At 46.0% G+C, this 25,342-nt stretch carries 23 protein-coding genes; 7 read left to right on the top strand and 16 right to left on the bottom strand.

Translation table 11 applies throughout. The features are described 5' to 3' along the window. Positions 1–17 precede the first annotated feature (17 nt). The 5 genes from GK047_RS03095 to GK047_RS03075 form a co-directional block, all read right to left on the bottom strand. Complete coding sequence (locus GK047_RS03095) at positions 18–968, bottom strand: carbohydrate ABC transporter permease (protein WP_163940973.1); 951 nt, start codon at positions 966–968, stop codon at positions 18–20. Positions 969–1,114: 146 nt separating this feature from the next. Continuing rightward, positions 1,115–2,098, bottom strand: coding sequence for a FecCD family ABC transporter permease (locus GK047_RS03090; RefSeq protein ID WP_163940970.1), 984 nt, complete (start codon positions 2,096–2,098; stop codon positions 1,115–1,117). Then, complete coding sequence (locus GK047_RS03085; protein ID WP_163940968.1) at positions 2,095–3,087, bottom strand: FecCD family ABC transporter permease; 993 nt, start codon at positions 3,085–3,087, stop codon at positions 2,095–2,097. The genes GK047_RS03090 and GK047_RS03085 overlap by 4 nt, the downstream gene beginning before the upstream one ends. Positions 3,088–3,091: 4 nt before the next feature. Further along, entirely contained in the window at positions 3,092–4,090 is a 999-nt protein-coding gene (locus tag GK047_RS03080) for an ABC transporter substrate-binding protein (RefSeq protein ID WP_163940966.1), read from the bottom strand. Between the two features lie 103 nt (positions 4,091–4,193). Continuing rightward, on the bottom strand, positions 4,194–6,158 hold the full coding sequence (locus GK047_RS03075; protein WP_163940964.1) for an IucA/IucC family protein: 1,965 nt from the start codon (positions 6,156–6,158) through the stop codon (positions 4,194–4,196). Positions 6,159–6,393: 235 nt separating this feature from the next. Between GK047_RS03075 and GK047_RS03070 the strand changes: the two genes are divergently transcribed. The 4 genes from GK047_RS03070 (at position 6,394) to GK047_RS03055 (ending at position 10,986) form a co-directional block, all read left to right on the top strand. Further along, complete coding sequence (locus GK047_RS03070) at positions 6,394–8,295, top strand: IucA/IucC family protein (protein ID WP_163940962.1); 1,902 nt, start codon at positions 6,394–6,396, stop codon at positions 8,293–8,295. After that, the gene (locus GK047_RS03065; RefSeq protein ID WP_163940960.1) at positions 8,292–9,518 is read left to right on the top strand and encodes an MFS transporter; all 1,227 of its coding nucleotides are present in this window, start codon (positions 8,292–8,294) and stop codon (positions 9,516–9,518) included. Before GK047_RS03070 ends, GK047_RS03065 begins: the two co-directional genes overlap by 4 nt. After that, positions 9,496–10,464, top strand: a complete 969-nt coding sequence (locus GK047_RS03060; RefSeq protein ID WP_163940957.1) for a hypothetical protein — start codon at positions 9,496–9,498, stop codon at positions 10,462–10,464. Before GK047_RS03065 ends, GK047_RS03060 begins: the two co-directional genes overlap by 23 nt. 93 nt (positions 10,465–10,557) lie before the next feature. Next, the gene (locus GK047_RS03055; protein ID WP_163940953.1) at positions 10,558–10,986 is read left to right on the top strand and encodes a cell wall hydrolase; all 429 of its coding nucleotides are present in this window, start codon (positions 10,558–10,560) and stop codon (positions 10,984–10,986) included. Between the two features lie 116 nt (positions 10,987–11,102). Here the strand turns inward: GK047_RS03055 and GK047_RS03050 are convergent, their stop codons facing one another. The 6 genes from GK047_RS03050 to GK047_RS03025 all read right to left on the bottom strand — a co-directional run bounded on the left by GK047_RS03050 (position 11,103) and on the right by GK047_RS03025 (position 17,156). Continuing rightward, on the bottom strand, positions 11,103–11,831 hold the full coding sequence (locus GK047_RS03050; protein ID WP_163940951.1) for a nucleoside phosphorylase: 729 nt from the start codon (positions 11,829–11,831) through the stop codon (positions 11,103–11,105). Between the two features lies 1 nt (position 11,832). Then, on the bottom strand, positions 11,833–12,510 hold the full coding sequence (locus GK047_RS03045; RefSeq protein ID WP_163940948.1) for a sulfite oxidase-like oxidoreductase: 678 nt from the start codon (positions 12,508–12,510) through the stop codon (positions 11,833–11,835). Positions 12,511–12,555: 45 nt separating this feature from the next. Continuing rightward, complete coding sequence (locus GK047_RS03040) at positions 12,556–13,479, bottom strand: ABC transporter permease (RefSeq protein WP_163940945.1); 924 nt, start codon at positions 13,477–13,479, stop codon at positions 12,556–12,558. Further along, positions 13,463–14,530, bottom strand: coding sequence for an ABC transporter permease (locus GK047_RS03035; RefSeq protein ID WP_163940942.1), 1,068 nt, complete (start codon positions 14,528–14,530; stop codon positions 13,463–13,465). The genes GK047_RS03040 and GK047_RS03035 overlap by 17 nt, the downstream gene beginning before the upstream one ends. Next, complete coding sequence (locus tag GK047_RS03030) at positions 14,523–16,022, bottom strand: ABC transporter ATP-binding protein (protein ID WP_163940939.1); 1,500 nt, start codon at positions 16,020–16,022, stop codon at positions 14,523–14,525. Before GK047_RS03030 ends, GK047_RS03035 begins: the two co-directional genes overlap by 8 nt. 90 nt (positions 16,023–16,112) lie before the next feature. Further along, entirely contained in the window at positions 16,113–17,156 is a 1,044-nt protein-coding gene (locus tag GK047_RS03025; RefSeq protein ID WP_163940936.1) for a BMP family lipoprotein, read from the bottom strand. 181 nt (positions 17,157–17,337) lie between these two features. On the opposite strand from GK047_RS03025, the gene GK047_RS03020 reads away from it, so the two are divergent. Together GK047_RS03020 and GK047_RS03015 are read left to right on the top strand one after the other, a co-directional pair. Further along, positions 17,338–17,766 carry a GNAT family N-acetyltransferase gene (locus tag GK047_RS03020; RefSeq protein WP_163940933.1) on the top strand — a complete coding sequence of 143 codons (429 nt, stop codon included), beginning with the start codon at positions 17,338–17,340 and terminating at the stop codon, positions 17,764–17,766. A gap of 83 nt (positions 17,767–17,849) precedes the next feature. After that, positions 17,850–19,208 carry an S-layer homology domain-containing protein gene (locus tag GK047_RS03015; RefSeq protein ID WP_163940930.1) on the top strand — a complete coding sequence of 453 codons (1,359 nt, stop codon included), beginning with the start codon at positions 17,850–17,852 and terminating at the stop codon, positions 19,206–19,208. A gap of 55 nt (positions 19,209–19,263) precedes the next feature. Here the strand turns inward: GK047_RS03015 and GK047_RS03010 are convergent, their stop codons facing one another. Then, positions 19,264–20,442, bottom strand: a complete 1,179-nt coding sequence (locus GK047_RS03010) for a glycine C-acetyltransferase (RefSeq protein ID WP_163940927.1) — start codon at positions 20,440–20,442, stop codon at positions 19,264–19,266. Positions 20,443–20,460: 18 nt separating this feature from the next. Next, entirely contained in the window at positions 20,461–21,501 is a 1,041-nt protein-coding gene (gene tdh / locus GK047_RS03005; protein ID WP_163940925.1) for an L-threonine 3-dehydrogenase, read from the bottom strand. A 141-nt stretch (positions 21,502–21,642) separates the two neighbouring features. On the opposite strand from tdh, the gene GK047_RS03000 reads away from it, so the two are divergent. After that, positions 21,643–22,203, top strand: a complete 561-nt coding sequence (locus GK047_RS03000) for a helix-turn-helix domain-containing protein (RefSeq protein ID WP_163940922.1) — start codon at positions 21,643–21,645, stop codon at positions 22,201–22,203. Positions 22,204–22,221: 18 nt separating this feature from the next. On the opposite strand, the gene GK047_RS02995 is transcribed toward GK047_RS03000, so the two are convergent. From GK047_RS02995 to GK047_RS02985, 3 genes are read right to left on the bottom strand one after another with little or no spacing between them, the layout of a single operon-like run. Beyond that, on the bottom strand, positions 22,222–23,490 hold the full coding sequence (locus GK047_RS02995; protein WP_163940919.1) for a Gfo/Idh/MocA family protein: 1,269 nt from the start codon (positions 23,488–23,490) through the stop codon (positions 22,222–22,224). 17 nt (positions 23,491–23,507) lie between these two features. Further along, on the bottom strand, positions 23,508–24,353 hold the full coding sequence (locus GK047_RS02990; protein ID WP_163940916.1) for a carbohydrate ABC transporter permease: 846 nt from the start codon (positions 24,351–24,353) through the stop codon (positions 23,508–23,510). Between the two features lie 12 nt (positions 24,354–24,365). Next, on the bottom strand, positions 24,366–25,280 hold the full coding sequence (locus tag GK047_RS02985; protein ID WP_163940913.1) for a carbohydrate ABC transporter permease: 915 nt from the start codon (positions 25,278–25,280) through the stop codon (positions 24,366–24,368). Between the last annotated feature and the right edge of the window lie 62 nt (positions 25,281–25,342).

Genomic DNA, 25,342 nt, shown 5'->3' with positions numbered 1-25,342 from the left:
GCCTGATATTTTTTTGCTCACTTCTGTTTCCTCCCTGGTTCCGATTCATAAAATACCCAATATCTTGATGAGGCGAATATGAGTGCTGTAGCAACTCCGATTACGATAAGCAGGATCCAGGCCAAGGCAGATGCATAGCCCATTTGAAGTTGATCGAAAGCCCTTTCGTACAAATACAATGCGTACATGTACGTAGAGTTAGCAGGCCCACCTTTGGTAATAATGAAGGCTTGCGTAAACATTTGAAACGATTGAATCGTCGCAAGCACCAAATTGAATAAAATAATCGGTGAAAGCATCGGCAGGGTGATGGAGAAAAACTGTCTAAGCTTGGAGGCGCCATCCACCGAAGAGGCTTCATACAGATCGCCTGGAATCTGCTTCAGACCAGCTAAGAAAATGACCATCGTCGATCCGAACTGCCAAACGGCCAAAATAATTAAAGTTCCTAATGCCGAACTCGGATCACCAATCCATGCCTTCCCAGTAATATGGAAGTAACCGAGAATATGGTTAATAAAGCCGTCCTGCCCGAAAATTTGCTTCCAAAGAATAGAAACCGCAATGCTCGTTCCGATCAGCGAAGGAAAATAAATGAATGTCCGGTAAAAGGACATGCCTTTGATCTCTTTGCGCAGAAGCATAGCGACTAGCAAAGCAAAAATGAGCTTTAAGGGCACCGATATCACGACAAATTGCAGCGTAACCTTCAAAGATTGAAGAAATTTATCATCTTCGACTAAAATTTGCGAATAGTTACTCGTTCCTACCCAAGTCGGTTTCGCTAATAAAGAGAAATTGGTAAACGAATAATAAACAGACAACGCCATCGGCCATAAAATGAAAATGAACAGTCCAATCAACCAAGGCGCCATAAATAAGTAACCTATATAAGGCGTTTCCCATCTTTTGATTTTCTTGCCTGCTTTGACTTGTACGTTTGGTATGTGAATCTCGCTTGTCTTCATACCGTACACCTCCCTGTTGCTTCAAGTATAAGGAAAGCGCAGGCTCGTTTGTATACTAGTAAAGAGCAAAAAAGTTTAGATATCGCGCACGAATAAAAACGAGCCTTAGAATCGCTTCTAAGGCTCGTTTCTCATTTAGGGAGACATTACGATTTTTTTACTAGTAAATATAAAAAATAGGGGGCGCCGAGAATGGCGGTCACGATACCGGCAGGAAGCTCCGCTGGGGGCATCACTATGCGTCCGATCATATCTGACATGACGACAAGCAAGGCTCCAAATAAAGCGCAAAGCGGTGTTGAAAGCTTATAATTCGGGCCAATGACGTACTTGACCAAATGTGGCACAATAAGCCCTACAAAGGCGATCGTACCTGCGATCGCTACAGCACTTCCAGCTAGCACGACAACCAGAGCTAGCAGCATCAAGCGCATTCGATTCACTCGAATGCCTAGACCAGCAATAACGGATTCATCAAGCTGTAAGAGCGTCAAATGACGGGATACGAAGAAGGCAAGGGGAATTCCTAAAATCGTCCATGGAGCAAGCCATGCTACCCGCTCCCAAGAAAGCGCGTAGAAGCTGCCTTTGAGAAAAACCAAAGCCTGTGAAGCGTTAGGCGCATATTTAACCAACACGAGGGTAATCAAGGCGTGAAGCCCGCTACCCACCGCTAGCCCACTTAGCACAAGGCGTGAATTCGTAAAGCCCTTCTTCCGGTAAGCAAGTGCATAGACGAGTCCTCCAGCTGCCGCTGCTCCTACAAATGCAGCTACTGGAAGCACGATTGGCGAAAACTCTGGAACCGTGAGAATTAGCAAAACAATTACAAGTCCAGCTCCCGCATTGATACCGATCAGATCGGGCGCAGCCATTGGATTTCGCGTAATGCTTTGCATCATAGAACCGGCCACTGCCAGGTTCATGCCAACTAGGATAGCAGCGGTTAGTCGTGGTAAGCGGTATTCAAATACGATTCCTTCCCCATTAAAGACTTGCCACAATTGAGCCAAAGAAGTATGAACCGCCCCAAGCCATAAACTAAGTAAGGAAAAAATAAGCAGCAGACCCAGCCCAAGTAAGCTTACAAGGAGAAAACGCCGATTCACAAACTGTTCGCGCGTATTCATAGAACTTCCCCCTTTTTCTTCTGCATTAGCGTAAGAAAAAATGGGATACCCAATAAAGCTGTAAGAATACCTACAGGTGTTTCAACCGGGTAAAACAACATTTGACCCACTAGGTCGGAAGCTAAAAGCAAGTTAGCACCCAACAGTGCAGATAGTGGAACCATGATTCGATAATCGTGTCCCCAAAGCATGCGTCCCATATGCGGCACCATCAATCCTACAAAACCAATAGGTCCAGCTAATGCCACAGCGCCTCCTACTAACACACCAACCATGAGCATCGCTATACGCCGAATAACCTTCACATTCTGCCCAAGGCTTCCCGCTACATCATCGCCGAAAAGAAGAACATTCAACTGTGGACTAAGCAGCCAACTAAGAACAATCACTGGCAATAAAACAAAAACGGAAAGGCGAATATCCGCCCATTCTGCCCCTGACAATTTACCGGCCATCCAATAAATTAAATTCGACAACGTCGTCTCATTCATCAATAATAGCCCCGTTGTCACGGAGCTAAAAAAGAGTGATACCGCAATCCCGGCAAGCACCATGCGTGTTGGTGTGAATCGACTTCGGAGGGATAGCATGTAAACCACACTTCCTCCAGCGATTGCACCACAAAATGCACAGACAATGATAAGAAAAGAAACATCTTTGGTGCCGAGCAACAGTAAACCCAACACCACAAATAAAGACGCTCCCTGGTTGATTCCGATGATCTCAGGATCAGCTAACGGATTCCGGGTAATGCCCTGAAGCAAGCATCCTGCCACGGCGAGCGCTCCCCCAAGCAGAATGGCCAAGAGCACCCTCGGAAGTCGAATGTTCCAGACCGTGTAAACCATCAGACTGTCTTCAGCCTTCACATGAAAGATTTCAGATACATGATCAAGCGTTAGCCCTTTGACATGCCAGCTAAGGGCTACACATGCAAATATACCAAGAAGCAGCGTTAGCCCGCAAAATACGCCTAAATACCTCGCCATTTTATTATTTTTTCGCCTCGCCATTCACGAAATTGACGGCTTGATCGATCATAAGACCAGCCGCAATCGGCCCTCTTGCACGCGCCCATAGATCTTGTTCAACCACAAACACATGATTTTCTTTTGAGGCTTTGCTGTTTTTGAAAAGAGGATTCGTTTTCACTTTATCTACACTATCTCCATAAATAAACACAACGTCAGGATTCAGCTCCACCAGTTTTTCTACTGTCATCGTAGCTATATCTGCTGTGCCTTCTGATTTTTCCTTTTCACCGGCAAATGCATAGTTAAACCCAATATCATTTAACAGGCTTGAAGGAAAAGACTTTTTAACCCAAACGGTCATTTCATCGTCGAATGCCCCAACGACTAGTACTGTAGGTTGATTTTTCACCTTTCCCTTCGCGTCGCTGATTTTCTTCTCCAGATCTGCACGAACTTTTTTGGCTTGCTCTTGTTTATTAAAAATACCGCCTAGTAAGTCCACATCATCCAAAATAACTTGGTAGGTCTTATCGCTTAACGCGATGGATGGAGCAATTTTCTCCAAATCCCCTTTTATCATCTTAGCCCGCTCCGGATTTGCAATAATCAAATCAGGCTTAACAGAGCTAATAACTTCCAAATTTGGCGCTTTGCGCTCGCCAACATCTGTAAATGAAGTAACCTTGTCTTTTATATAGGCCGGTACGCGAGTAGCGCCTGTACCAGCGATACCTGTTGGAGATATCCCGAGGGATACCAACATGTCAACGATGAAGAAATCCAACGCGATTGGCTTGGTCGGTACGCCTTGGATTGGCGTTTCGCCCCAAATGTGTTTGATGGCCTTAGCTTGAGCAGCAGCAGGAGAAGCGGACACTACCGCTGTCGAAGTTGATGCTGCTGATGTTGTAGCCGCCGACGGAGTAGTTGCCGATTTACTCCCACATCCTGTTAACAACAACGCTCCCATGACGCTTGCGGACACAAATACCGATAACCCCTTTGATTTAACCAACATACTTTCACTGCACTCCCCTTAAAATTATAAATATAATTTTTTCTATTTTATGTATTCATCTTCAAATGATAATCATTATCAACATCGAATGTCAACAACAATTTTATAACTCCGCTAATATATTAGGAACTTCGGAGTACGTGTAGCTAGAAATTTTCCCAAGCAATCGCATGGTAGTCATGGCTTTCAGCTCTACATGTTGGGCAAAAAGCCAATCTTCATCCCGCTGAGCTTGCTCGGCTATTTGTTGATCCTGCTTGAGCAATCCGTACACTTCTTTGCATGTTTGGGCGACGGGATTCCATAATAAGGCTTCATCCATATGAAGGCAGCGAGCAAGGCCAGCAATCAATTCACCAAAATGATTTTGAATAACTGGATAGATCAGCTTGTTGCGCACATCGCGCTCATTATCCGTCAGCGTAATGGAGGCAGGGTGAAAATCCCAAACGATACCTTGCCGCTGCAAGCGATCCTTCAGCATCCGTACGCCGCCAAAATCACGCATATACATGCGTACGATCAGACCGTTTTTAAAGACAGGTATGCAATTTTGCAAATGTCCTTCAAGGCTAATTCCATAACGGCTGAATAGCGTCAAACACGCTGGAAGCGTCACTACGGCATATTCACGTATAAAAGAAATCACTGCTTCTTCCCTTGTTGTATAAGCGTGATGCTGCATGAACTCCTCGAGAAGCTCTTCCACAATCCGTTTCTCGCTGCAAGGAGATATGGCTAATAAAGCTGATGCAGGCATCGCTGTTTCGTCGTCGGCAATCAAGGATTCTACATTTTCACGAAGGATTGTAATGAGATTTTTATTAAGTTCTGCTCTGTGCGCGTCTGTTTGGGTAGAATCTGAAGCATCATAATAAATACCTAAACACTCAGGCACGCTGAAAAACTTATGATCAAAATACTGTTCTTTTTTAAGAATATCTTCTAGTAGCTGGGATACAATCGGACCATTATGCGCAGAGGCTGCGGAAATTGTGCGCATGGTGCCTGTCGTCTGGATGGCAAGTGCTGTTTTGATGTGATGACGCGAGTCTCCTGACTTTTGAAGCGGAGCTAGTGTACGTAGTGACATGAGTGCCGCAGTTTCAATACCGGCATCGGGAAGTCGGATAATATGCTTACTTTGAATGCCATGCTGATGCATATGCTGAATCACATTCTCGTATTGCCAAGGATGGACGGGTATCAGCCGATAATCATTTAAGCTAAGGCCTTGCTTGGCTAAATAATGCTGTGCTTCATGAAGCACACCGGGATAATCCAGTTCTAAAATCTCGTTGGAAGTTCGTCCGTCTATCGAGCTTTCACGCGATTCGCCTTTTGCTATCGCTAGAAGCACAGGCTTGATTAGCGCACTGAACTCAGGCGAGCTTTGAATAACATCCCTCACATCCATGCCCATGCGAAGCTTCGCTCCAGGATGTATAGGGTGACCCTCGACAATCCACTGCTCATAAAACGTCAGCTGGCTGAAGTGCTCATCCTGTTCCCTTTGCTTGCGCGTCCACAACAACGAGCTGGTTATTTCGGATTGCATGCCCTTAGCCAGTTCGCGTTTCCGCCATTGCACACCTGCATAAGCAAGAGCCAAGTTAGCTGCGCTATTGCTTAATTCGCTTCTGAATCGTTGCCATCTATGCTGCTTCTCACTCTCGTTAACTTCATCTCCCTCGTCTTGTTTCAGTAAATCCAATACCTCAGTCGGATGTTTAATCACCTCATTGTGCTGATCGCTTACTTTCCGAATATCCCCATCGATATCAAATCGGCCGAACGAAAAAAATCGACCTAATGGTACGTGAAGAGAAACATCTGCTGATACTCGAATGAGAAGCGAGTTCTCCTCTTTTACAACTGCGTCTTGAGCTAATCCAATCATATTCTCACGCAAGATAGATTGCATGAAGCGATGTAAAATACCTTTGCGAGCTTGGTCAACATAAGAAACAAACAGATCAACTAATTCTGGCTGATTGGCCTTCAAGTGCAAGAGAACTTGCTCCTCTTCCTTGTCTAACTTTTGTAATGGGGATATGGCATGCATCATCAATGACAGCTTCCTTCCTTTATTTGCAAAAAGTAGTATTATGAGAATCATTATCATCATACGAGATTATACCTGCGTTTTCCATCTATTAGCAACCCTTATTTTATAAAAATGGATAGTATTGACAAGGAATAAATGTTAATGATATTATATTGTGCGACAAACGATAATGAGAATCATTTTCATAATATCCAATTCATATGTACTTATTTCCTAGACGAAGGCTGGTGTCCTTGTGTCATTTCCTGTAAACGACGCTATTACTTATACGCCTGAAGAATTACTTACCGCTACATTTATTCAAGCCAACAAACCGTTTCTAGTTTCCTATTTCAACAGCTTACTCCCCATTGCTCGCGAGCGAATTGCTGACCGGTTGGTTAACGCCTTGATGCGGGAATTGGCTGATGATCGAGCCTGTCACGAGCTAACTACAGAATCGGATGTTCCTAAGCAAATGGCTTATTATTTTGAAAAAAGCGAAAAACATCTCCTCTTTTCAATTACCAAGCAATTATCATTTTCACGATTAAAAACGATAGATACCCAAGTTCTGTCCAAGGGCCACGCAACTGCTACTCAGCTATCCCCCTTATCGCTTGCTGAATTCATCTCCGCAGAGGGCGATTATCCACCGCAACAAATCACTTCATTTCTGTATGAAATCGCAAATAGCTCAGCTAATCTCGCCTTTGCACTTGCCTGGCAAGCTTATCAACACGATTCTTCTACATCCATTCTTCCAATCCCCTCTCCAACGAAATTATATGCGACCTGGTGGTATGAGCAGCAAGCATTTAATGGGCATTCCATTCACCCTGGGGCCAAAAGCAAGATCGGTATGAGCCCGGAAGAAGTTTTTCGTTATTCACCTGAATTCGGGGAACGAGTCTCTTTGCGCTTTGCCGCTGTGCAGCGAAAATATGTGCAAGCATCTTTCCCGACACAATCCACAGCTGAAATAAACAAGGTTTTTTTTCAACTCGTTGAGGGTTTGGAAGCTGAGTTGCATCGTCGTTTGGGACTGAATTGCAGCAGCGATTACGTCGTCGTTCCCGTTCATCCTTGGCAATGGAAGCACACGCTGCCAACCCTTTTTAGCGCTGATCTCGCAAGCGGTCACATTCTGTTATTAGAGTCCGTTTTACCTGCATGGCCTACTCTCTCAGTTCGTACCGTCTTACCGGATGTCGCTCATCTTGTGCCTCCGCATATTAAATTGCCAATCAACGTCCAAACAACGAGCGCCATTCGCGCTCTTTCCAACGAAGCTGTGCAAAATGGTCCGCTGCTGACTCAAGCGCTTCTTGCAATAATGAAGCTGGAGCCGACAAGCAGCTCTGTTATTCAATTGCTTGCCGAGCTTGGCGGTATCAATTACCTCTCTCCAATCGAGGGCGACAGATCTCTCAAAGCCAAGCATTTGGCTTTTTTGCTGCGCGAGAATCCCGATCAATACCGCAAGGAAGACGAGGTCATTATTGTGGGCGCAGCGCTTGTCGAGTCTGTTCATCAAGCAAGAACGCCGCTTATTGTTCAACTTATCGAGGAGGGCTACCCAAGTAAAGAGCCACAATCTGGGGTATGCTCTTTTTTCAATGCGTATTGCGAGATCGTTTTAAGCACGCTGAAACTGCTCAGTAAGTATGGCGTTGGCTTAGAGGCTCATCTACAAAACAGCCTTCTCGTTTTTAAACATGGCGTCCCCCAACGAATAATGGTGCGCGATTTAGGCGGTGCCAGGGTCGATCGAAATCGGCTAGAGCGTCAAGGCATTAGCTTGGCCTGCTCGACTGATTCTTCCATACTTTCAACTGCTCATGAAGCAAGAAATAAACTGATTCATGCGCTCATGCAAAATCACCTTGGTGAAATTGTCCACTGTCTAAGCGATTATTATTGCCTGCCTGAATCGTATTTTTGGCTAATTGTACAATCAAAATGCAGGCTTCTGTATGCGCAGTGGAAACTAGATCCAAGCTTCGCTGACCATGCAGCTGAGGATGAGCAGCAGTTATTTGCCCCTTATGTGGAGACTAAAGCTTTAACCAGGATGCGCCTTGAAGGTAATGTCAAAAACTATTTGTACATGCGGATAGCGAACCCACTCTACGACAATGGCGCGCAGCGGCAATGAAACAAGTATCCGCAATGAGCTCACCTGTATATCGCCGTTTCTTTACCGGGAGCTTACTCTCTTCGATTGGAGATTATGTCGGTGTTACCGCTCTAAATTGGTACGTACTTGAATCGACATCCTCTCCTTTTTATTTAGGAATGATTAATTTCTTCCGTTTGTTGCCCGCTTTATTCATAGGTCTCTTGGGTGGATGGCTCGCTGATCGTTTCCCACAACGTACTTTACTTATTATTTTATATATCCCCATCCTGATTTTGGGCGCCATATTAGCTTGGTACGTAGCTGCCGGTCAGAAGAATATGTGGATTCTTTCAACACTAGTGATTCTTCGAGGGTTATTTGATGAGATGGAACCCCCTGTGCGGAACGCGCTATTACCCGACATTGTCCCACCTCATGGTATCGCCAGCGGTGTCGCCCTCTACACCACCATGCTGAATGTGGCTCGAATGATTGGTCCTGCCTTAGCGGGGATTATGATCGCCCGTGTCGGAGTCGCACCTTTATTTATCTTTCACGTCTTTGCGCAGCTTGCTGTGTTCGCTAGCTTGTTTGCCATACCGCGGAAATCAGCCGTACCTGTCCAAGAACCCCAAGCATCATCTGCTGGGTTTGGAGCGGTTATCTCGTTCCTGCGATCACAGCCTAGATTGTTGTTCCTTCTTATCTTGAGCGTATGCTTCATGCTTTTTGGCTTCTCTTATTCTTCCTTGGTTCCAATCTATGTCCTGCAAATGCTTCAAACCGGACCTGCAACATTCGGATACCTATTAACAGCAACAGCCGCAGGAGCGGTGCTTGGGGCGTTTGCCTTAACACGTATAGACTCCAAACGATTCCTTCCATGGACGCCATGGTTTGCGCTAGGCTTCACTTGTTCCTTGTTTGTATTAGGGTTCAGCCATTACTTTGTACTTGCTGCTATTGCTTTATTTCTTATGGGATTGTTCAGCCAAGCATTTCGCACTTCCATACGAATTGTGTTTCAACTTTCCTCTCCAGAGGGGCTTCGTGGGAGATTAATGAGCGTCATTATGGCAGATCGCGGATTCATTCCACTTGGCGTCTTTCTTGCCAGCGCTGCAGCTGAGAAAGTTAGCATTGCCTCCATTCTTATCCTGATGAGTGCTTGCTGTCTACTATGTTTATTGGGCTATATATGCTTATATCCAAGAATATCCAAAGAGGTGAGTTCACATGCAAGTAACCAATATTCATAACCGTTTAATTAAGGAAAAAGCCCAAGAAATGGGCATTATTTGCGAACCGCTCATTCCTGGTTTAGAAGATATACTTCTTCTCGACAATGGGATTAAACGCATCTACATTAACAAAACAAGATCTAACAAGCTGCCCTTTATTTCTGGTTTCCTCTCCACGAACAAGGTAGCCACCAACATCCTTCTAAGAGACGCCGGATTGCCAATTCCGCACTTTTGCCTTGTACAAGCATACAGTGTGGAAGCGGAATCCTTCTTGCGCCAGCACGCTCCCTTGGTTGTTAAGCCTTTTAATACGAATCGCGGTGTCGGCATCGTGATGAATATTCGCGACCCGCTTGAGCTACAAGCAGCCATAGAGCACGCCCTTTCCTTCAGTTCGCATGTTATTTTGCAAGAGCAAGCCGAAGGCCGGGATTACAGAATTCTAGTCATCGATAAAACCGTTGTCGGCGTCTTAGAAACATGTCCGCCATCGGTTACTGGGGATGGCGTGTCCACGATTCAAGAACTTATTGAACGAGCCAATCAAGATCCTAGACGTGGAACGAAAGATCAAAATACACCGCTCATGCATATCCCGATCGACCAACCGCTCATTTTACACCTGCAATCCTTACAGCTACAGCTAAGTAGTATTTTGCCGCTTGGTGAGCTTGTTCAAGTTCGATTAAATAGTAATGACTTTACAGGCGGCGCCAACATCGATCGAACCGATGAGATCTGCATGGAAAACATTGATATTGCTATCAAAGCTGCTGATTTGCTAGGCATTGATGTAGCGGGCATTGATCTAAGATGCCCTCATATTTCCCAACCTGTATCCATCACCGGCGGCGGCATCATTGAAGTCAATGTGCTCCCAGGGATGGATAGCCATGTGCTTCCATCTGAAGGAAAATCCCGAGACGTAATCGGCGCATATTTAAGGTATTTATTTCAATAACGGCATTCGCCAAAAAATTCCCGCTTAGACTGTCACCTAACCTAGTTATAACAATATATTGTTATAACTACACATCTAGACTGGGGTGAACTCATGGCAGTTGTTAAAGCGAGGGATCAGGATATCAACCTCTTGGCGCGATTACTTCGAGCTGAAGCAGAAGGCGAAGGAATAATGGGCATGCAGCTTGTAGGCAATGTAGGGATCAATCGAGTCAGAGCCAATTGTTCGGATTTCAAGGGGATCTGCACAATTCCGCAAATGGTCAACCAACCGCATGCCTTTGAAGCACTCCTGCATGGTTACTTTTATCAAAGCGCCCGTGAACGCGAAATACGCTTGGCACGAAGAGCAGTAAACGGCGAACGCCATTGGCCTGCGAAATTCAGCTTGTGGTATTTCAGACCAAAAGGTGATTGCCCGCCTACTTGGTATAATCAACCCTTAGTGGCTCGTTTCAAGAAGCATTGCTTTTACCAGCCTACGGCGGAAACGTGCCAAAATATCTATAATACGTTTTAACAAGAGAGGGCCGAATGGCTCTTTTTCTTGTTTGGATACAAAGAAAGAAGCAGATCTCCCGATTGTAGTGGAGAACTGCTTCTTTCTTTTCCATTTAAGGAAATTTTTTTATCAACCTATTCAGTTGCATGCAGCTTAACGATAGCTCTTATCGCAGCTTGAATCTCTCGCTCAACCGCATTTGCAACAACATCTGTGTGCGGATTGTAAACTTCTTTCAAATCCGCGTCGGCATAACCGTCCAAAGCCACAATCGCACCCGCGCGTACGCCCCGTAAGGAGGCAATGACATACAGGGCTGCGATTTCCATCTCGACGGCAAGCGCGCCAGCCTGCTTGTACGCCCGATGAGGAAATTCAACTACACCTTGGAAGAAAGCATCTAAGGTAACTGTAATTCCTTTTTTGACTAGACCTTCTGTCTCGCTTGCCGCTTCGTACAAAGCGCTGACAACCTCAAGATCCGCTACTGCCGGAAAACCATGTGGGACTAACTGCTTGGTTAAACCCTCTTCCCGTACAGCCGCTGTACTGACGATCAAGCTGCCCGGTGGAACATCTGACGAGTAAGAACCCGCTGTACCGACGCGAATGAGTGTCTTCACGCCGCCTTTAATTAACTCCTCAAAGCACACCGCTGCACCAGGAGATCCAACGCCATGACTCACAACAGTAATCCGTACACCCTCAGATTCCCCTACAAATGTCCGGTATTCCCGACTGAAAGCAAGCTCCTTCGCATTATCTAATCGACTAGCGATGATTTCAGCTCGAAACGGATCGCCGCACACGATCGCATAGGGAGATAGCTCTTCCGCATTCACTTGCAAAATTGGTAGCAACATATTAATCAAACTCCTTTTTTACCCATTCATCTTCCGGAATCGGAATCGATTCCCCTGAGAAGCGCTGCTCCGCGAAGGGCTCCGCAGTATTATGAAAGCCATTTCGCTCCCAGAACCCTTCCCGATCTTCCTTCATAAATTCAATCCCGCGAATCCATTTCGCGCTTTTCCAAAAATACAAATGAGGCACGAGGAAACGAAGCGGCCAGCCGTGTTTAAGCGTGAGCGGTTGTCCGTCATACTTAAACGCTAGTAAAATGTGATCCCCCATTAAATCTTCAAGCGGGACATTTGTCTCATACTCATTATCCGCATGCAGCATAACATACTTGCCTTCAGGCTTAATATCCAGCAGCTGAAGAAAATCTCGAAACCTCACACCTTCCCAAACTGTATCCAGCTTAGACCAGCGGGTTACACAGTGAATATCGCAAACGACCTGCGTTTGGGGCAGGGCGAGCAGTTCTTCATAGTGAAACGTTTTCTCTTCGGCCACTTCACCGAACACACGCAAGGTCCATTCGCTCATCTCGTAATTAGGAACTTCTCCCTCATGCAGAATAGGGAATCGATCCGTCACAACCTGTCCCGGCGGTATCCGATCAGCCAGCTCAGGAGCAACCTTTAACACAGGAAGCTTCATCCGTTTAATACGCTCCGCCTTACTGTCTACTTTCATGTTCGATATCCTCCTAACCGTCTTGCTTAAGCGAACGCATCCCAGCTACCTAGAGCTGCCGTTTGCTTTCTGGGCATCTGCCATGTAGCTGCTTTTTCTAAAGAAGAGCATCGCTAGCAGAGTTACAACATAGGGAAGCATTTGGGTGAAATGCGTTGGCAGTGAGAATCCTTGCAGCCTGATACTGAATGCATCCATTAAACCAAATAGTAGGCTGGATGCCATAACGCCAAGCGGGTTCGCCTGTCCAAGCATCGTAGCCACCAGCGCGATAAACCCTCTACCCGCAGTCATGCCCTCGGTAAACATCGTCACTTGTCCAAGTGACAATTGAGCGCCTGCAAGCCCGCAGAGCACTCCGCAAATTAGCACAGCCACGTACTGCATCCGGTTCACCTTGATGCCGATGCTTTTAGCCGCAACAGGATTTTCACCCACAGCCAGCAACCGGAATCCAAGTACGGATCTGAACAAGAAATACTGAAGGCCAATAACAAGCACAAAAGCGAGGTAAACGAGCGGGGAATGCCCCGATACAATGCCTCCGATTACAGGAATGTCCTGAATGTAAGGAATATTCCACTTCGGTAATCCAACCATATTTTTATCGTAAAATGCGCCTTTGACATGAAAGATAGCTTTTAAGCAAAATGCCGTTAAACCAAGGGCCAGAAAATTAAATGAAATACCTACGACAATGACATTCGCTTGTAGATGAATACTAATATAAGCAAAAATAAGTGAAAACAGTAATGTCGCTGCCACCGCTATGAGGACAGCCAGAAATACATTGCCCGTATAATGGTTGCCGACAATCGCTGAGAATGCGCCGACCAATATGAACCCTTCCAAGCCCACATTGAACAACCCAACTCTGGAACAGATCGCCCCGCCTAATGCAGCAAGCAGTATGGGAGCGACCATTCGGATCATCGAATTGAATAAGGAAACATCAAGAAGATGCTGCATCGCTTTTCCCTCCCTTTCTGCGCTTCCAGATCGTGTAGCTGAATTTGGCAGTGACGAACAAGATGAGTAGAGATTGAATAACGCTCGAAATTTCCAATGGAATGCTCGTGTTTCGTTCAACACCCATGCCGCCAGTCTGCAAAGCCGCCAGAAGAACAGCTGCCACCGCAGTGCCTAGCGGATGAGCTCCTGAGAGCAGCGTCGCCATAATGCCCGACCAAGCGTAGCCTGGGTTGGACACCATCCCGTCGGTATACCGATACTGCATGCCCAGCACTTCGACAGCGCCAGCCAGTCCGGCAAATCCGCCGCTAGCAAACATGCTCGCCAGCATCAGCTTCCCTCTGTTCACTCCGCCATAGGCAGCGAACAACGGATTATAACCGAGCATCCTGATTTCATAACCGGACTTCGTATATTTAATAAATATGTATAAAAGGACAGCAAGCCCAATTGCGATGATAAAGCCCGCATGCACACTCATCCCTTGGAAAAGCTTAGGCAGCCATACGCTTTTGTCCACCATCATCGTTTGCGCGAGCGCCGCGGAGCCTGTTTTGTCTTTCAACGGATAGGCGACTAAATAACCGGCGAATAAGGCAGCAATGTAATTCAGCAGCAGCGTCGTGATGATAAGGTTCATTTTAAACCTAGCATCCAAATAGCCTGCAAAAGCGGACCAAATGCCGCCAGCGGTAATACCGCCAAGAATAGCTGCAATCAGTTTGAAGACGGCTGGCCCAGGCAAATAAAGCGCAATTAATGCTGCGGATAACGCACCAAGAATCATTTGGCCTTCTGATCCCATATTGAAAAATCCAGCACGAAATGCAATTGAAACCCCTAAGCCGACCAAAATAAGTGGTGTCGCCCGCGTTAGGGTGTTCGTCAGAAAGTAGAAATTGCCAAAAGCCCCTTTCCACATTTGTGCATATGTGTCGGTAATTGAGCCACCAATCCACGCAATAGCAATGGCTCCCCCGATTAGACCGATGCAGATTGCAATGAGCGGCTGCAACCACGCGCTTATGTTCGCTTTCCAGTTAAGCATGCGAATCGCCTCCCGCCATCCATAGACTGATTTGTTCCTCAGTCGCCTCCTGCGCAGACAATTCGCCGGCAATTCGACCTTCATACATAACAATAATACGATCGGAGAGCTTGAGTATCTCCGTTAATTCCGAAGACACGAGAAGAATGGCTCCTTGCTCGCTGCGTTTTTTCAACAGCTCATCGTGTATAAGCTCCATCGCTCCGATATCCACACCGCGCGTAGGCTCAGCGGCAATTAAGAAGGGCTGATTTTGCGCCATTTCTCTGGCTACGATCAGCTTTTGCAGATTACCCCCGGAAAGGTATTTCACTTTAGTATCCTGTGAGCCTGCTTTAATCTGGAACTGCTGAATAAAACCGTCCACCATATTGCGCAGGGATTTTCCTTTCAGAATGCCTTTACGACTGTTCGTTCGGTGGTGGCCCATCGTACCGTTCTCAAGAACAGTTCCCTCCTTCGCCGCCCCCCATTGGTAGCGGTCTTCAGGAATATGAGAAAGCCCCACATCTCTGATTTCCCTTACCGAACATCCCGTTATGTCTTTGCCCATTAAACGAATCTGCCCTTGATCGGTTGGTTGAAGTCCCGTGATGCTTTGAATGAGCTCGGACTGTCCATTCCCGGAAATACCAGCGATACCAACGATTTCTCCGGCTTTCACTTGGAGCGTGACACGATCCAAAATTGGCTTTCCCTTGCCTCCTTGGATGGAGATGTCCTTCACTTCGAGAACGGTTTCACCGAGGTTAGCGGCAGCTCGAGATGCGTTTGCCAACTCCCTGCCGACCATAAGCTTCGACAGCTCCTCTACGTTCGTAGCGGATGCGTCGAGTGTTCCTGTAATTTTACCATCACGCAAGACGGTGATCCGATCCGCAACCTCCATCACTTCATGCAGCTTGTGCGTGATAATAATGAAGCTTTTGCCTTGACTGGCTAAACTTTTCATAATAACAAGCAGTTCTTTCGCTTCCAAGGGCGTCAGAACACCTGTAGGTTCATCTAAAATAATGATATCTGCGCCCTGATAAAGCACCTTCAGAATTTCTACGCGCTGCTGTAGTCCTAGCGGACAATCAGCGACTTTCTTAAGCGGATCGATAGGAAGTCGATACTTAGCGCACAACTCCTCGACCTGGATCGCCGCTTGCTTACGGTCAAACTTCACGCCAGCCTTCGGCTCGTTACCGATCACGATATTCTCGGCCACGGTAAAAGACGGAAACAACATGAAATGTTGATGTACCATCCCGATCCCACAGCGAATGGCGTCCGTTGGATTCGCAAATACAGCTTCTTTTCCGCGCAAATGGATGCTGCCTGCTGTTGGCTGTTCCATCCCGTAAAGGATACGCATTAGGGTCGTTTTGCCTGCCCCATTCTCCCCGACTAACGCATGAATCTCGCCTTCACGCAAAGAAAAGTCTACATTCGAGTTGGCCGTTAAGCTCCCATAACTTTTTGTAATTTGGCTCATTTGAAGCAGCATAACCGTTTCGCACTCCTCTACCTAGACATGAGGAAACTGCCTACGTCTCCGTAAACAGTTTCCGGGTTCATTATGCGATTGTTGAACTTCCTATTTCAGAGGATTCGTTACGGTTACTTTACCGGCAACGATATCATCGCGGATAGCTTTCACTTTATTTACAACTTCTGGTCCAACAAACGGACTCAATTGGGATTTACTTTCTTTTGTTACGAACGTAAGACCTACGCCGTCTTCTTTCAAGCCGTAATCGACAGCGCCGAACTTAAACGTGCCATTCACGAAATCTTTTACCGTCTGGTAAGCCACGCTGTCCGTTCCTTTTAATTGGGAAAGCACGATGTGCTCAGGATCCGTTACTGTACGATCAATATCTTGTCCGGACGTATAAAAGCCTTTTTCTTTTGCCGCTTCGAACACGCCAAGATCGCCAACTGCCGATGCGCCGGCAATAAAGTCCGCTCCTTGGGAGAACTGCGTTAAAGCAAGCTCTTTTGCTTTAGCCGGATCTGTGAAGCTCCCTACATAGTTCACGATGAATTTTGCGTTCGGGTTCGTTGCTTTCAAACCTTCTTGGAAGCCCAAAGTATATTTCTTAATTAACGGGATATCTACAGCTGCAACCATACCAACGACGTTTTTCTTAGTTGCTAGACCAGCAGCAGCGCCAAGCAAATAGGAAGCTTCTTGCTCACGGAAAACAACGCTTCTCACATTTGGCAAATCCACGACCGTATCAATAATAGCAAAAGCTTTCTTCGGATTCTCAGCAGCTACTTTTTTCAAAGCATCCTCAGATTCGAAGGAGCTCGTAATAATCAAATCGTAGTTATCAGCAACAGCGGCGCGCAAGTTTTGCTCAATTGCGCTTGCATCTGTGGATTCTACCGTTTTCACATCTACGCCGAATTCTTTCCCAGCTTTTTTCACGCCTTCATCCTCTTGAGCGAAGAAAGGGTTCACGCCGATTTTTTCTGGCGTAATGAGGATGATTTTTTTAGCGGATTTCGTTTCTGGCGCCTTAGTTGCTTCAGCAGCTTTGGTAGCTGCAGGTGAAGCCGTTTCTGTTTTGGCTGTACCGCAACCCGTCACTAACAAAGTAACGGCAAAAATTGAAAATAGTGCTTTTTTCATGTGTGTGGTTTCTCCCCTTTTACATATGTATGTATAATCTATACTTTAGGTATATCCTACTAAATAACTCGGATATAGTCAAAGATATTTTTTTGCTATTCGACAAATTGTGACTTTTCCAACTAAACTGATAGTAGTCAATTCCACCTAACATGTCAACAATTTGGAGGGATGAATCCTTATGAAGATCGCACGTATTGAGAAAGAACTCGCTTGGACATTACGACATGCGGTCATGTGGCCTGACCGTCCCATTGATTTTGTCAAATTGGAAGATGATGAAAATGGCTTGCATTATGGACTTTTCGATGGTCAACGCCTTCTATCCGTCATCTCCCTCTTCATCCTTCATGAGCATGAAGCTCAATTTCGCAAATTCGCCACATTAGAACAAGAACAAGGAAAAGGCTACGGCAGTATGCTTCTTCACTTCATCATTAATGAAGCGCAATCTCAAGGTGTGCGCATCATTCGATGCAACGCTAGAAAGTCTAAAGCGGATTTCTACGCTAAGTTTGGCTTGCAAGAAACAAATCAGGTATTTACAAAAGAGGGCTTCCCTTACGTAGTCATGGAGAAGCGCTTGAACGGGGACTCAAAAATACATTGACACAAGATAGTATACTTGATATAGTGCAATAAATCATACTAATCCTATAAGAATTAAAAAAATCTCGGAGGTGCTTTCTTCCTATGAAACGATTACATTCCTTAAAGACCGTCCAAGCAGTCGCATTATCCGCAGTACTTTTCGCCTCGGTTTCCGCATTCAGCCCTGTTGTGTTGGCTGCTGAAACGAACGGCTCCGCCACCGAATACAAGCAGTTTTTAAAGGATAATTACAACATCAGCTTATCCGCTTCCTTATCTAAAGGGGACTTCGTTAATGCGGTTGATCGTATTCTCAAGTTGGACGCCAAAGAACAAGAAAATAAATTTACTGACTTGCAAAAAGACAGCCCCTATTACAAGGCTGCTCAGGCTCTTCTCGAAAAAGGCATTTTAAGCGAAAATAAGCTGCAAGGCGACCAACCGCTTTCAGAGCTCCAAGCCACCTTCATCGCCGTAAAAGCCGCGGGAATAAAAGAGCTAGCTTATACATACTCCAAGGATAAAATCAAAGCCGCATTGAATAAAATCCATATTGATTATGACCAAGACAACCAGCTTACGCTTCAAGCCGCGCAAGAGCTTGCTGTTGCTGTAGATACAGGTCTCCTGACTTCGGAGAATCTCTCCGCATTCAAGCCCAATGACGCTGCAACTGACAGCTTTGTAAGCGACTTGTTGGTCCAAATCCTAACCTTCCAAGGCCAATATAAGCATTACATCGGCACCACGTTCGACGAGAATATTTTCAGAAAAGTAAATGACGCTTGGCAAACAGAAGACTTAATCACGCCAAGCGACCTGCGGGCTGTGTTCGATGAAGCATTGAAAAAGAATCTAGTCACGGGCTATAATCTCAAGGATACTCGCTTTAATGCGAATTTCGATAAAAAGCTATCCCTTACATACGGTCATTCCGATATCACGCACGCGACGCAATTGATCGGCCTGCTTCGCAGCGAGGGCATCGAAGCCAAAGTGCAACTGGAGCCAAAAACATCGGCATTCATTTATTTGAAAGAATGGGGAGAGCCGACCCAAACCGACGATTACAAAGTTGTTCAAATCGATAACGGCAACTATATCGCCTATGCGAAGGAATATGATATCGAGTTCGAATTCACGAGTGCCGAACAAAAAGACAAGTTCCAACAAGTTATTTTCCAATACGCAAAGAAAAATAGTAAGGATGAAACCGGACTTATCTATGCTTCTTGGTGGCAGCCGCTTTACTACTCCCTCACTTCCATAAAAGACTATAAAGAAATCGCTAACAACAAAATTACAAAAGGACATTACTACGCGCAATCCTTTTCGCTTAGCGATAAATCAGCTGATGTCGTAACAGGCATCAAAAAAATCAACCCAGCTCTGGATGTTGAATCTTATAAGTTCTGGGTTGACGAGCCTTTCTATAACTATTTGCTAGGTGACTTTAAATAAGCTCCATATGAGAAAAGGGTAGACCTCGTGTCTACCCTTTCTGCTTTTATTCCGATTAAGAGATGAGACCGAATTCGCGACCAACCTTCGATAATGCATGCAGGGCAAAGGATAAATCGTCCTCCGAATGCTGTGCGGTCACAATCAGCCGTACCCGCCCTTTATCCATCGCGACAGTCGGATATACGATCCCTTGCGCGAAGATGCCTTCCTCCAACAGACGATCCGAGAAACGCATCGTTTGGGCCGGATCGCCGACAATGATCGGGATAATTGGTGTTTCACTAGCGCCTGTATCAAAGCCAAGCTGGTTCAAATCTGCTCGGAATCCATTGGCATTGTTCCACAGCTTCGTTACCAAATCCGAGCTTTCCTGCAGGACTTGAATGGCTGCCAAACATGTCGCGGCAACAGCTGGCGGCTGCGAGGTACTGAACAAAAACGGCCGCGCCGTATGAATCAAATGCTCTTTCAGGAGCTGCGCACCTGCCACATAGCCGCCAACAGCGCCAATCGCTTTAGACAAGGTGCCGATCTGGATGTGAACGCGCCCATGAAGACCAAAATGATCCGTCGATCCTTTGCCGTTCTTGCCTAGCACACCGCTGGCATGCGCATCATCCACATAAACAATCGCGTCATAGGCCTCGGCTAATTGCACAATATGAGGAAGCGGAGCAATGTCCCCATCCATACTAAACACGCCATCTGTCACGATTACCCGTTTACGATGATGCTGTGTTTCCTTGAGAACCGCTTCCAATTGATCCATGTCCTTATGGGCGAAAATCTTCCTGCTCGCTTTAGTCAGCCGTATGCCGTCTATAATGCTGGCGTGGTTCAATTCGTCGCTAATGACGACATCGTCTGCCCCAAGGATGGACGCCAAAGCGCCCTGATTCGTCGTGAAGCCTGACTGGAAAACGAGTGCTGCTTCTGTGCCTTTGAATTTGGCAAGTTCAAGTTCCAACTCGTCATGAATATCTAACGTTCCTGTAATCGTCCGAACTGATCCGCTGCCTACCCCGTATTTCTCAATGGCTTGAATCGCTGCTTGTTTCAATTTGGGATGCGTAGTGAGTCCCAAATAGTTGTTCGAGGACATTTGGAGAATTGGCCTTCCGTTCAAGTGCATCCATGTTTCGGAACCGCTTTCCCAAATCTTAAGCGAACGATACCTTCCATCCCGTTTCCACCCTGCAATATCCGCCGCTAAATCATTCAAATAGTTCATAGCCGCCTCCTGTAACGGTTAGTGTATAAATACAATTTTACCGCATTGCCCTTCGTTCATTAATTGAAAGGCTTCTTCATATTGATCTAATTTAAACTTATGTGTAATGACTGATGCAAGATCAAGACGATGTTGATTGAGTAGGCCTTTCATTTGATACCAAGTTTGATACATCTTCCGGCCCGTTATCCCTTCGACCTTCAGTCCTTTAAAAATAATTTGATTCGTTATGTCAAGCGATACCTCTTGGGTCGGAATGCCAAGTAAAGAGACTCTGCCCGCATTGGCCGCAGCTGCAAAGCCATCAACGATTGCTTGCGGATTGCCGGACATTTCAAGGACAACGTCCACGCCTTCGCCGCCAGTTAACGCGCGTAAAGCTTCAGATGTACGCGTTTCCAAAGCATGAATCGTTGAGTCAGCCCCCATCTGCCGAGCCATCTGCAGCCGATTCGGATTAATATCAACCGCATAGATCGCACCCGCGCCGCATGCTTTGGCTACTTTAATCGCTAACAAACCAATGGGCCCGACCCCGATGATCGCAACTGTTTTCCCAACAATATCTCCGGATAAAACGGTTTGCACCGCATTGCCTAGCGGATCTTGCAAACAAGCGATTTCACTGGGCAGATTAGCGTCATTATGAATAATGTTGCTGGCTTTCACAATCGCGTATTCTGCAAAACAGCCTGGCGCTGTAATTCCGAAGCTCTTGGTATTCGGGCATACATGAGCATTCCCTGTTCGGCAGGCTTTGCAAGTGCCACACACCATATGTCCCTCAGCGGAGACATAATCGCCCACACGCACGCCTGCTGCCCTTGCTCCGACTTCTACGACCGTTCCCGCAAATTCATGTCCAAAAACGTTTGGGGTGATGACTGTGCGTTCTGCCCATGCATCCCATTTATAAATGTGCAAGTCTGTTCCACAGATCGACGTCGCTTGAACACGAACAAGTACTTCGTCATCCCCACAAGTCGGTACAGGAACTTCTTTCAATGTTGCGCCATAACCTCGATGCTCTTTAACCAGTCCAATCATACTTGCGCCCATCGCAATGCCTCCCTAAGATGAATGTACTATAGTGTACATACGTGCGTTTTACCATCTGTATATGATGTTACACGAATGTATGCTATATTGTAAATAGGCATTTTTTATAAGCGACGATTACGTGAAAAGGAGTGTACAAATATGCAGGAGCCGATCCACAAAAAGGTAGGACGAAAGCTGTTAAACATTCGTCGAACGAGAGGTCTGAGTTTAGATCAAGTAGCCGAGCTGACAGGTGTTAGCAAGGCGATGTTGGGGCAAATTGAGCGAGGAGATTCAAATCCGACCATATCGGTTTTATGGAAAATTGTGAGTGGTTTACAAATTTCCTTTACGAGCCTGATCGAAGACGACGAGCCGCAAGTTACCGTTGTACGGGGAGCAGATTTATCCCCTTTCGAAGAAGAAGATGGGCAATACCGCGCCTATCCACTTTTCCCTTTTAACCCTCAAAAAGGTTTTGAGGTGTACACAGTAGAAATGGAGCCCGGCTGCAGTCACGCTTCCGAGCCCCATAACGAAGGCGTTGAGGAATATATTCTGATGGTAAGCGGCAAGCTTGAGCTAACCGTCTTCGAAGAAAGCTTCACCCTCGATATCGGGGATGCGATACACTTCACCGCTGATCGTCCGCACTATTACAAAAACGTTGCAGACACCAAAACGGTGTACAAAACCATCATCTACTATCCTGCTTCTTAAAAGTGGTCTTCGCCATCTCTAGACTGGATTTGGCACCAACCGTTGGTAAAGGGCTTCGATTTCTACAGGTTTGCCTTGATTGAGACGTGACTCCTCTGCTGCGAACGCCATGAGATGGCTTCGGACTGACGCCGATGCAGAGGACGAACTTTCTCCACCCGCATAGCTTCTGACTTCGCGCAGAAAACTGCGTACGATTCCCGCGTCTCCCCCGCTGTGTCCTTCTGCAGATGCATCAACTTGAATGGTCGTCTTCTGATTCGTTATGAAATCATGAACGGTAAATTCATTCTCCTCCATATTTCCTTTAATATCGCCCTTCGTGCCCATCACTTGCACAATACGGGTGTTATCTCTAGTAAATCCACACATGCTGAACATAGCTGTCGCACCACTTTCAAACTCCATGTTAACGACTTGATGGTCGACGACATTGTTGTCACTACGGTAGACACATTTGCCGTAAGGCGAAGTGCGCAGAGCAGAGAGAATTCCCTCTAAGCTAGTATCCATTGTAAACTTGGATGCCCAGCCTCTACCCGTGCCCAAATAATATTTGGGTGCATAATATTGGCATGTCGCTTCCGCAGGACAGCCGTCCAAACAGCGTGCAGGTGCGCCCTCCGGCGCGTTTTCCGCTTTGAAATGCATTAATGATCCGAATGAGCTCACACGCTCGCACGGCTCATTCATGATATAGGATAGGATATCCATATCATGACAGGATTTGGCCAAAATCATCGGGCTTGATGTGTCCGAGTTGTTCCAATTCCCACGAACAAAGCTGTGCGCCATATGCATGTTGCCCACATTTTCATTTAATTGAATGGAAGCGATTTGACCGATTTTCCCTTCGTCAATAACGTGCTTCATCGCCGTCCAAAAGGATGTATAACGCAGTACGTGGCAGATCGTCAGCAATCGATTGTGCTTCTTGGCCGCTAGCTCCATTTCTACACATTCTTCCGGTGTTGGAGACATTGGTTTTTCCAGAAGGATATGATAACCAAGCTCCAACGCTTTGAGCGTCGGGTGATAGTGCATCTGATCTTGTGTACAAATAATCGCGATATCAGCCATTTTGGGTTGTGCCAATAGTTGATCCCAATCCGCATAGGCATGCGCCTCGGCAATATTGTGCGCGGCTACGAACGCATTTCGTCTCTCCTCGTCTGGCTCTGCAACCGCGAGAATATCAAGCTCGTGAGGATAATTTAAGGCATAAGGCGCGTAGGCATGAGCCCCGCGACTGCCTGCACCTAATAGAATTGCCGTAACTTTTTGCATCGTCGATTCCCTCTTCCTTATGACTTGCCTCCAGTGAAAGCAATGCCTTCTATAAATGAACGTTGAAAAATAAAGAAAATGATGATCATGGGCAAAATAGCCATCATCGAACCTGCCATAATAATGGTGTAGTTGGTCTGATGCTCCCCTTGCAGGAACGCGATGCCTGCAGAAAGGACCATTTTATCAGGAGAGCTGTTAACGATTAACGGCCACATGAGATCATTCCATGACCACAGCATTGTGAAAATTGCCAAAGCGATCATACCCGGTTTGGCAAGCGGCAGCATGATCCGCCAGTATATGCGGAGCTGGTTGCAGCCGTCTAGCTTCGCTGCTTCTTCAAGCTCGTGCGGCAGCGTCATGAAAAACTGTCTTAACAAGAAGGTGCCAAAAGCGCTGAACAACCCCGGCACGATAAGCGCCGTTAGTGAGTTCAACCAACCGAGATCTTTCATGATCATATATTGGGGAATGAGAAACACTTGACCCGGAACCATCAGGACGGACAGCATCAGCATAAAAAAGAAATTGCGGCCCGGGAACGCGATCCGCGCAAACGCATAGGCTGCTAAGGAACAAATAATAAGCTGTCCGATTACCTTGGCTACGGTTGTAATGAACGTGTTCCAGTAAAAGGTGAAAAACGGCAAGTTCACGAACACTTTTGTATAGTTCGACCATTGAAATTGATGTGGAAATAGAATCGGAGGTACTGCCGTCGATTCTCCTAATGTTTTCACCGAAGTAAGAAACATCCATAGGAAAGGACCCACCATGATGACGGAGCCGAGGATGAGAATCAGGTGGACGATTCCCAGCTGAAAACGTGTTGATTTATAACGCTGCGATTTCACATTCATCTGATCGCCTCCTTATTCATAGTGAACCCATTTCTTCTGAATCTTTAGCTGCACATACGTGATCAGTAAAATAATGATGAATAACAATACTGCAATGGAAGAAGCGTAACCCTTGCTGTTTTGCAAAAATCCGTATTTAAAATAGAGGAAAACAATGGACTGCGTAGATTCAATAACGATATCCCCAACCATCATATAGATGAAATCGAACACCTGAAAGGCGCTAATTAGCGAAGTGACCGTAACGAAAAAGAGTGTTGGCGTTAATAATGGCAATGTAATTCGAATGAATTTGGTTACTGCATTCGCTCCATCTATGGATGCGGCTTCATAATAAGAAGATGAAATGCCTTGCAGTCCGGATAGGAAAATAATCATATGACTGCCGATAGAGCACCATACCGCCACAATAATAATGGACAATAACGCTGTACGGTTATCTGTCAGCCAGTGTGGCCCTGGAAGATGAAATAAGCTTAAAAAGTAATTAATCAATCCGTAATCTGAGTTGTATAACCATTTCCAAACCATCGCGATAGCCGCTGGCATCGTAACGACGGGAAGGAAGTACATCGTCCGGTAAAAAGACAATCCTTTGATTTTCTGATTTAGCAAAATAGCCAGAAGAATAGACAAGATGATCCCAATTGGCACAGCAAGGACAATATAAATAGCGGTGTTGCGGAAAGACTTAAGCAGCGTTATATCCGTGAAAAGCCTTTTGTAGTTCGCTAATCCTGCCCACTTATGGATACCGAAGGATCCCCAATCTGTGAACGAGAAATAAAACGTCTGAAACACAGGCCAAATGTAAAAAACAATCAAACCAAGCATGAGCGGCAATATCATCAGATACGCCCATAACCAATCAGAATAACGGTTTGAGCCTGACCATGCTTTTCTAAGCGTCATTAATCGCATTCGCATACATATCTACGCTCCCGAGTGTGGCATATAGATGGGAGACTCGCTACAAGAACGAGTCTCCC

Source organism: Paenibacillus sp. SYP-B3998 (assembly GCF_010820665.1).
In the GTDB taxonomy this organism is placed as follows: Bacteria; Bacillota; Bacilli; order Paenibacillales; family NBRC-103111; genus Paenibacillus_E.
This window is presented reverse-complemented; position numbering and strand designations above follow the sequence as displayed.

What these genes read in the sequence shown, in the direction of transcription:
- GK047_RS03095 (WP_163940973.1), bottom strand. Translation starts at nt 968, where the DNA reads ATGAAGACAAGCGAGATTCACATACCAAACGTACAAGTCAAAGCAGGC.
- GK047_RS03090 (WP_163940970.1), bottom strand. Translation starts at nt 2,098, where the DNA reads ATGAATACGCGCGAACAGTTTGTGAATCGGCGTTTTCTCCTTGTAAGC.
- GK047_RS03085 (WP_163940968.1), bottom strand. Translation starts at nt 3,087, where the DNA reads ATGGCGAGGTATTTAGGCGTATTTTGCGGGCTAACGCTGCTTCTTGGT.
- GK047_RS03080 (WP_163940966.1), bottom strand. Translation starts at nt 4,090, where the DNA reads ATGTTGGTTAAATCAAAGGGGTTATCGGTATTTGTGTCCGCAAGCGTC.
- GK047_RS03075 (WP_163940964.1), bottom strand. Translation starts at nt 6,158, where the DNA reads ATGATGCATGCCATATCCCCATTACAAAAGTTAGACAAGGAAGAGGAG.
- GK047_RS03065 (WP_163940960.1), top strand. Translation starts at nt 8,292, where the DNA reads ATGAAACAAGTATCCGCAATGAGCTCACCTGTATATCGCCGTTTCTTT.
- GK047_RS03060 (WP_163940957.1), top strand. Translation starts at nt 9,496, where the DNA reads ATGCAAGTAACCAATATTCATAACCGTTTAATTAAGGAAAAAGCCCAA.
- GK047_RS03055 (WP_163940953.1), top strand. Translation starts at nt 10,558, where the DNA reads ATGGCAGTTGTTAAAGCGAGGGATCAGGATATCAACCTCTTGGCGCGA.
- GK047_RS03050 (WP_163940951.1), bottom strand. Translation starts at nt 11,831, where the DNA reads ATGTTGCTACCAATTTTGCAAGTGAATGCGGAAGAGCTATCTCCCTAT.
- GK047_RS03045 (WP_163940948.1), bottom strand. Translation starts at nt 12,510, where the DNA reads ATGAAAGTAGACAGTAAGGCGGAGCGTATTAAACGGATGAAGCTTCCT.
- GK047_RS03040 (WP_163940945.1), bottom strand. Translation starts at nt 13,479, where the DNA reads ATGCAGCATCTTCTTGATGTTTCCTTATTCAATTCGATGATCCGAATG.
- GK047_RS03035 (WP_163940942.1), bottom strand. Translation starts at nt 14,530, where the DNA reads ATGCTTAACTGGAAAGCGAACATAAGCGCGTGGTTGCAGCCGCTCATT.
- GK047_RS03030 (WP_163940939.1), bottom strand. Translation starts at nt 16,022, where the DNA reads ATGCTGCTTCAAATGAGCCAAATTACAAAAAGTTATGGGAGCTTAACG.
- GK047_RS03025 (WP_163940936.1), bottom strand. Translation starts at nt 17,156, where the DNA reads ATGAAAAAAGCACTATTTTCAATTTTTGCCGTTACTTTGTTAGTGACG.
- GK047_RS03020 (WP_163940933.1), top strand. Translation starts at nt 17,338, where the DNA reads ATGAAGATCGCACGTATTGAGAAAGAACTCGCTTGGACATTACGACAT.
- GK047_RS03015 (WP_163940930.1), top strand. Translation starts at nt 17,850, where the DNA reads ATGAAACGATTACATTCCTTAAAGACCGTCCAAGCAGTCGCATTATCC.
- GK047_RS03010 (WP_163940927.1), bottom strand. Translation starts at nt 20,442, where the DNA reads ATGAACTATTTGAATGATTTAGCGGCGGATATTGCAGGGTGGAAACGG.
- tdh (WP_163940925.1), bottom strand. Translation starts at nt 21,501, where the DNA reads ATGGGCGCAAGTATGATTGGACTGGTTAAAGAGCATCGAGGTTATGGC.
- GK047_RS03000 (WP_163940922.1), top strand. Translation starts at nt 21,643, where the DNA reads ATGCAGGAGCCGATCCACAAAAAGGTAGGACGAAAGCTGTTAAACATT.
- GK047_RS02995 (WP_163940919.1), bottom strand. Translation starts at nt 23,490, where the DNA reads ATGCAAAAAGTTACGGCAATTCTATTAGGTGCAGGCAGTCGCGGGGCT.
- GK047_RS02990 (WP_163940916.1), bottom strand. Translation starts at nt 24,353, where the DNA reads ATGAATGTGAAATCGCAGCGTTATAAATCAACACGTTTTCAGCTGGGA.
- GK047_RS02985 (WP_163940913.1), bottom strand. Translation starts at nt 25,280, where the DNA reads ATGCGAATGCGATTAATGACGCTTAGAAAAGCATGGTCAGGCTCAAAC.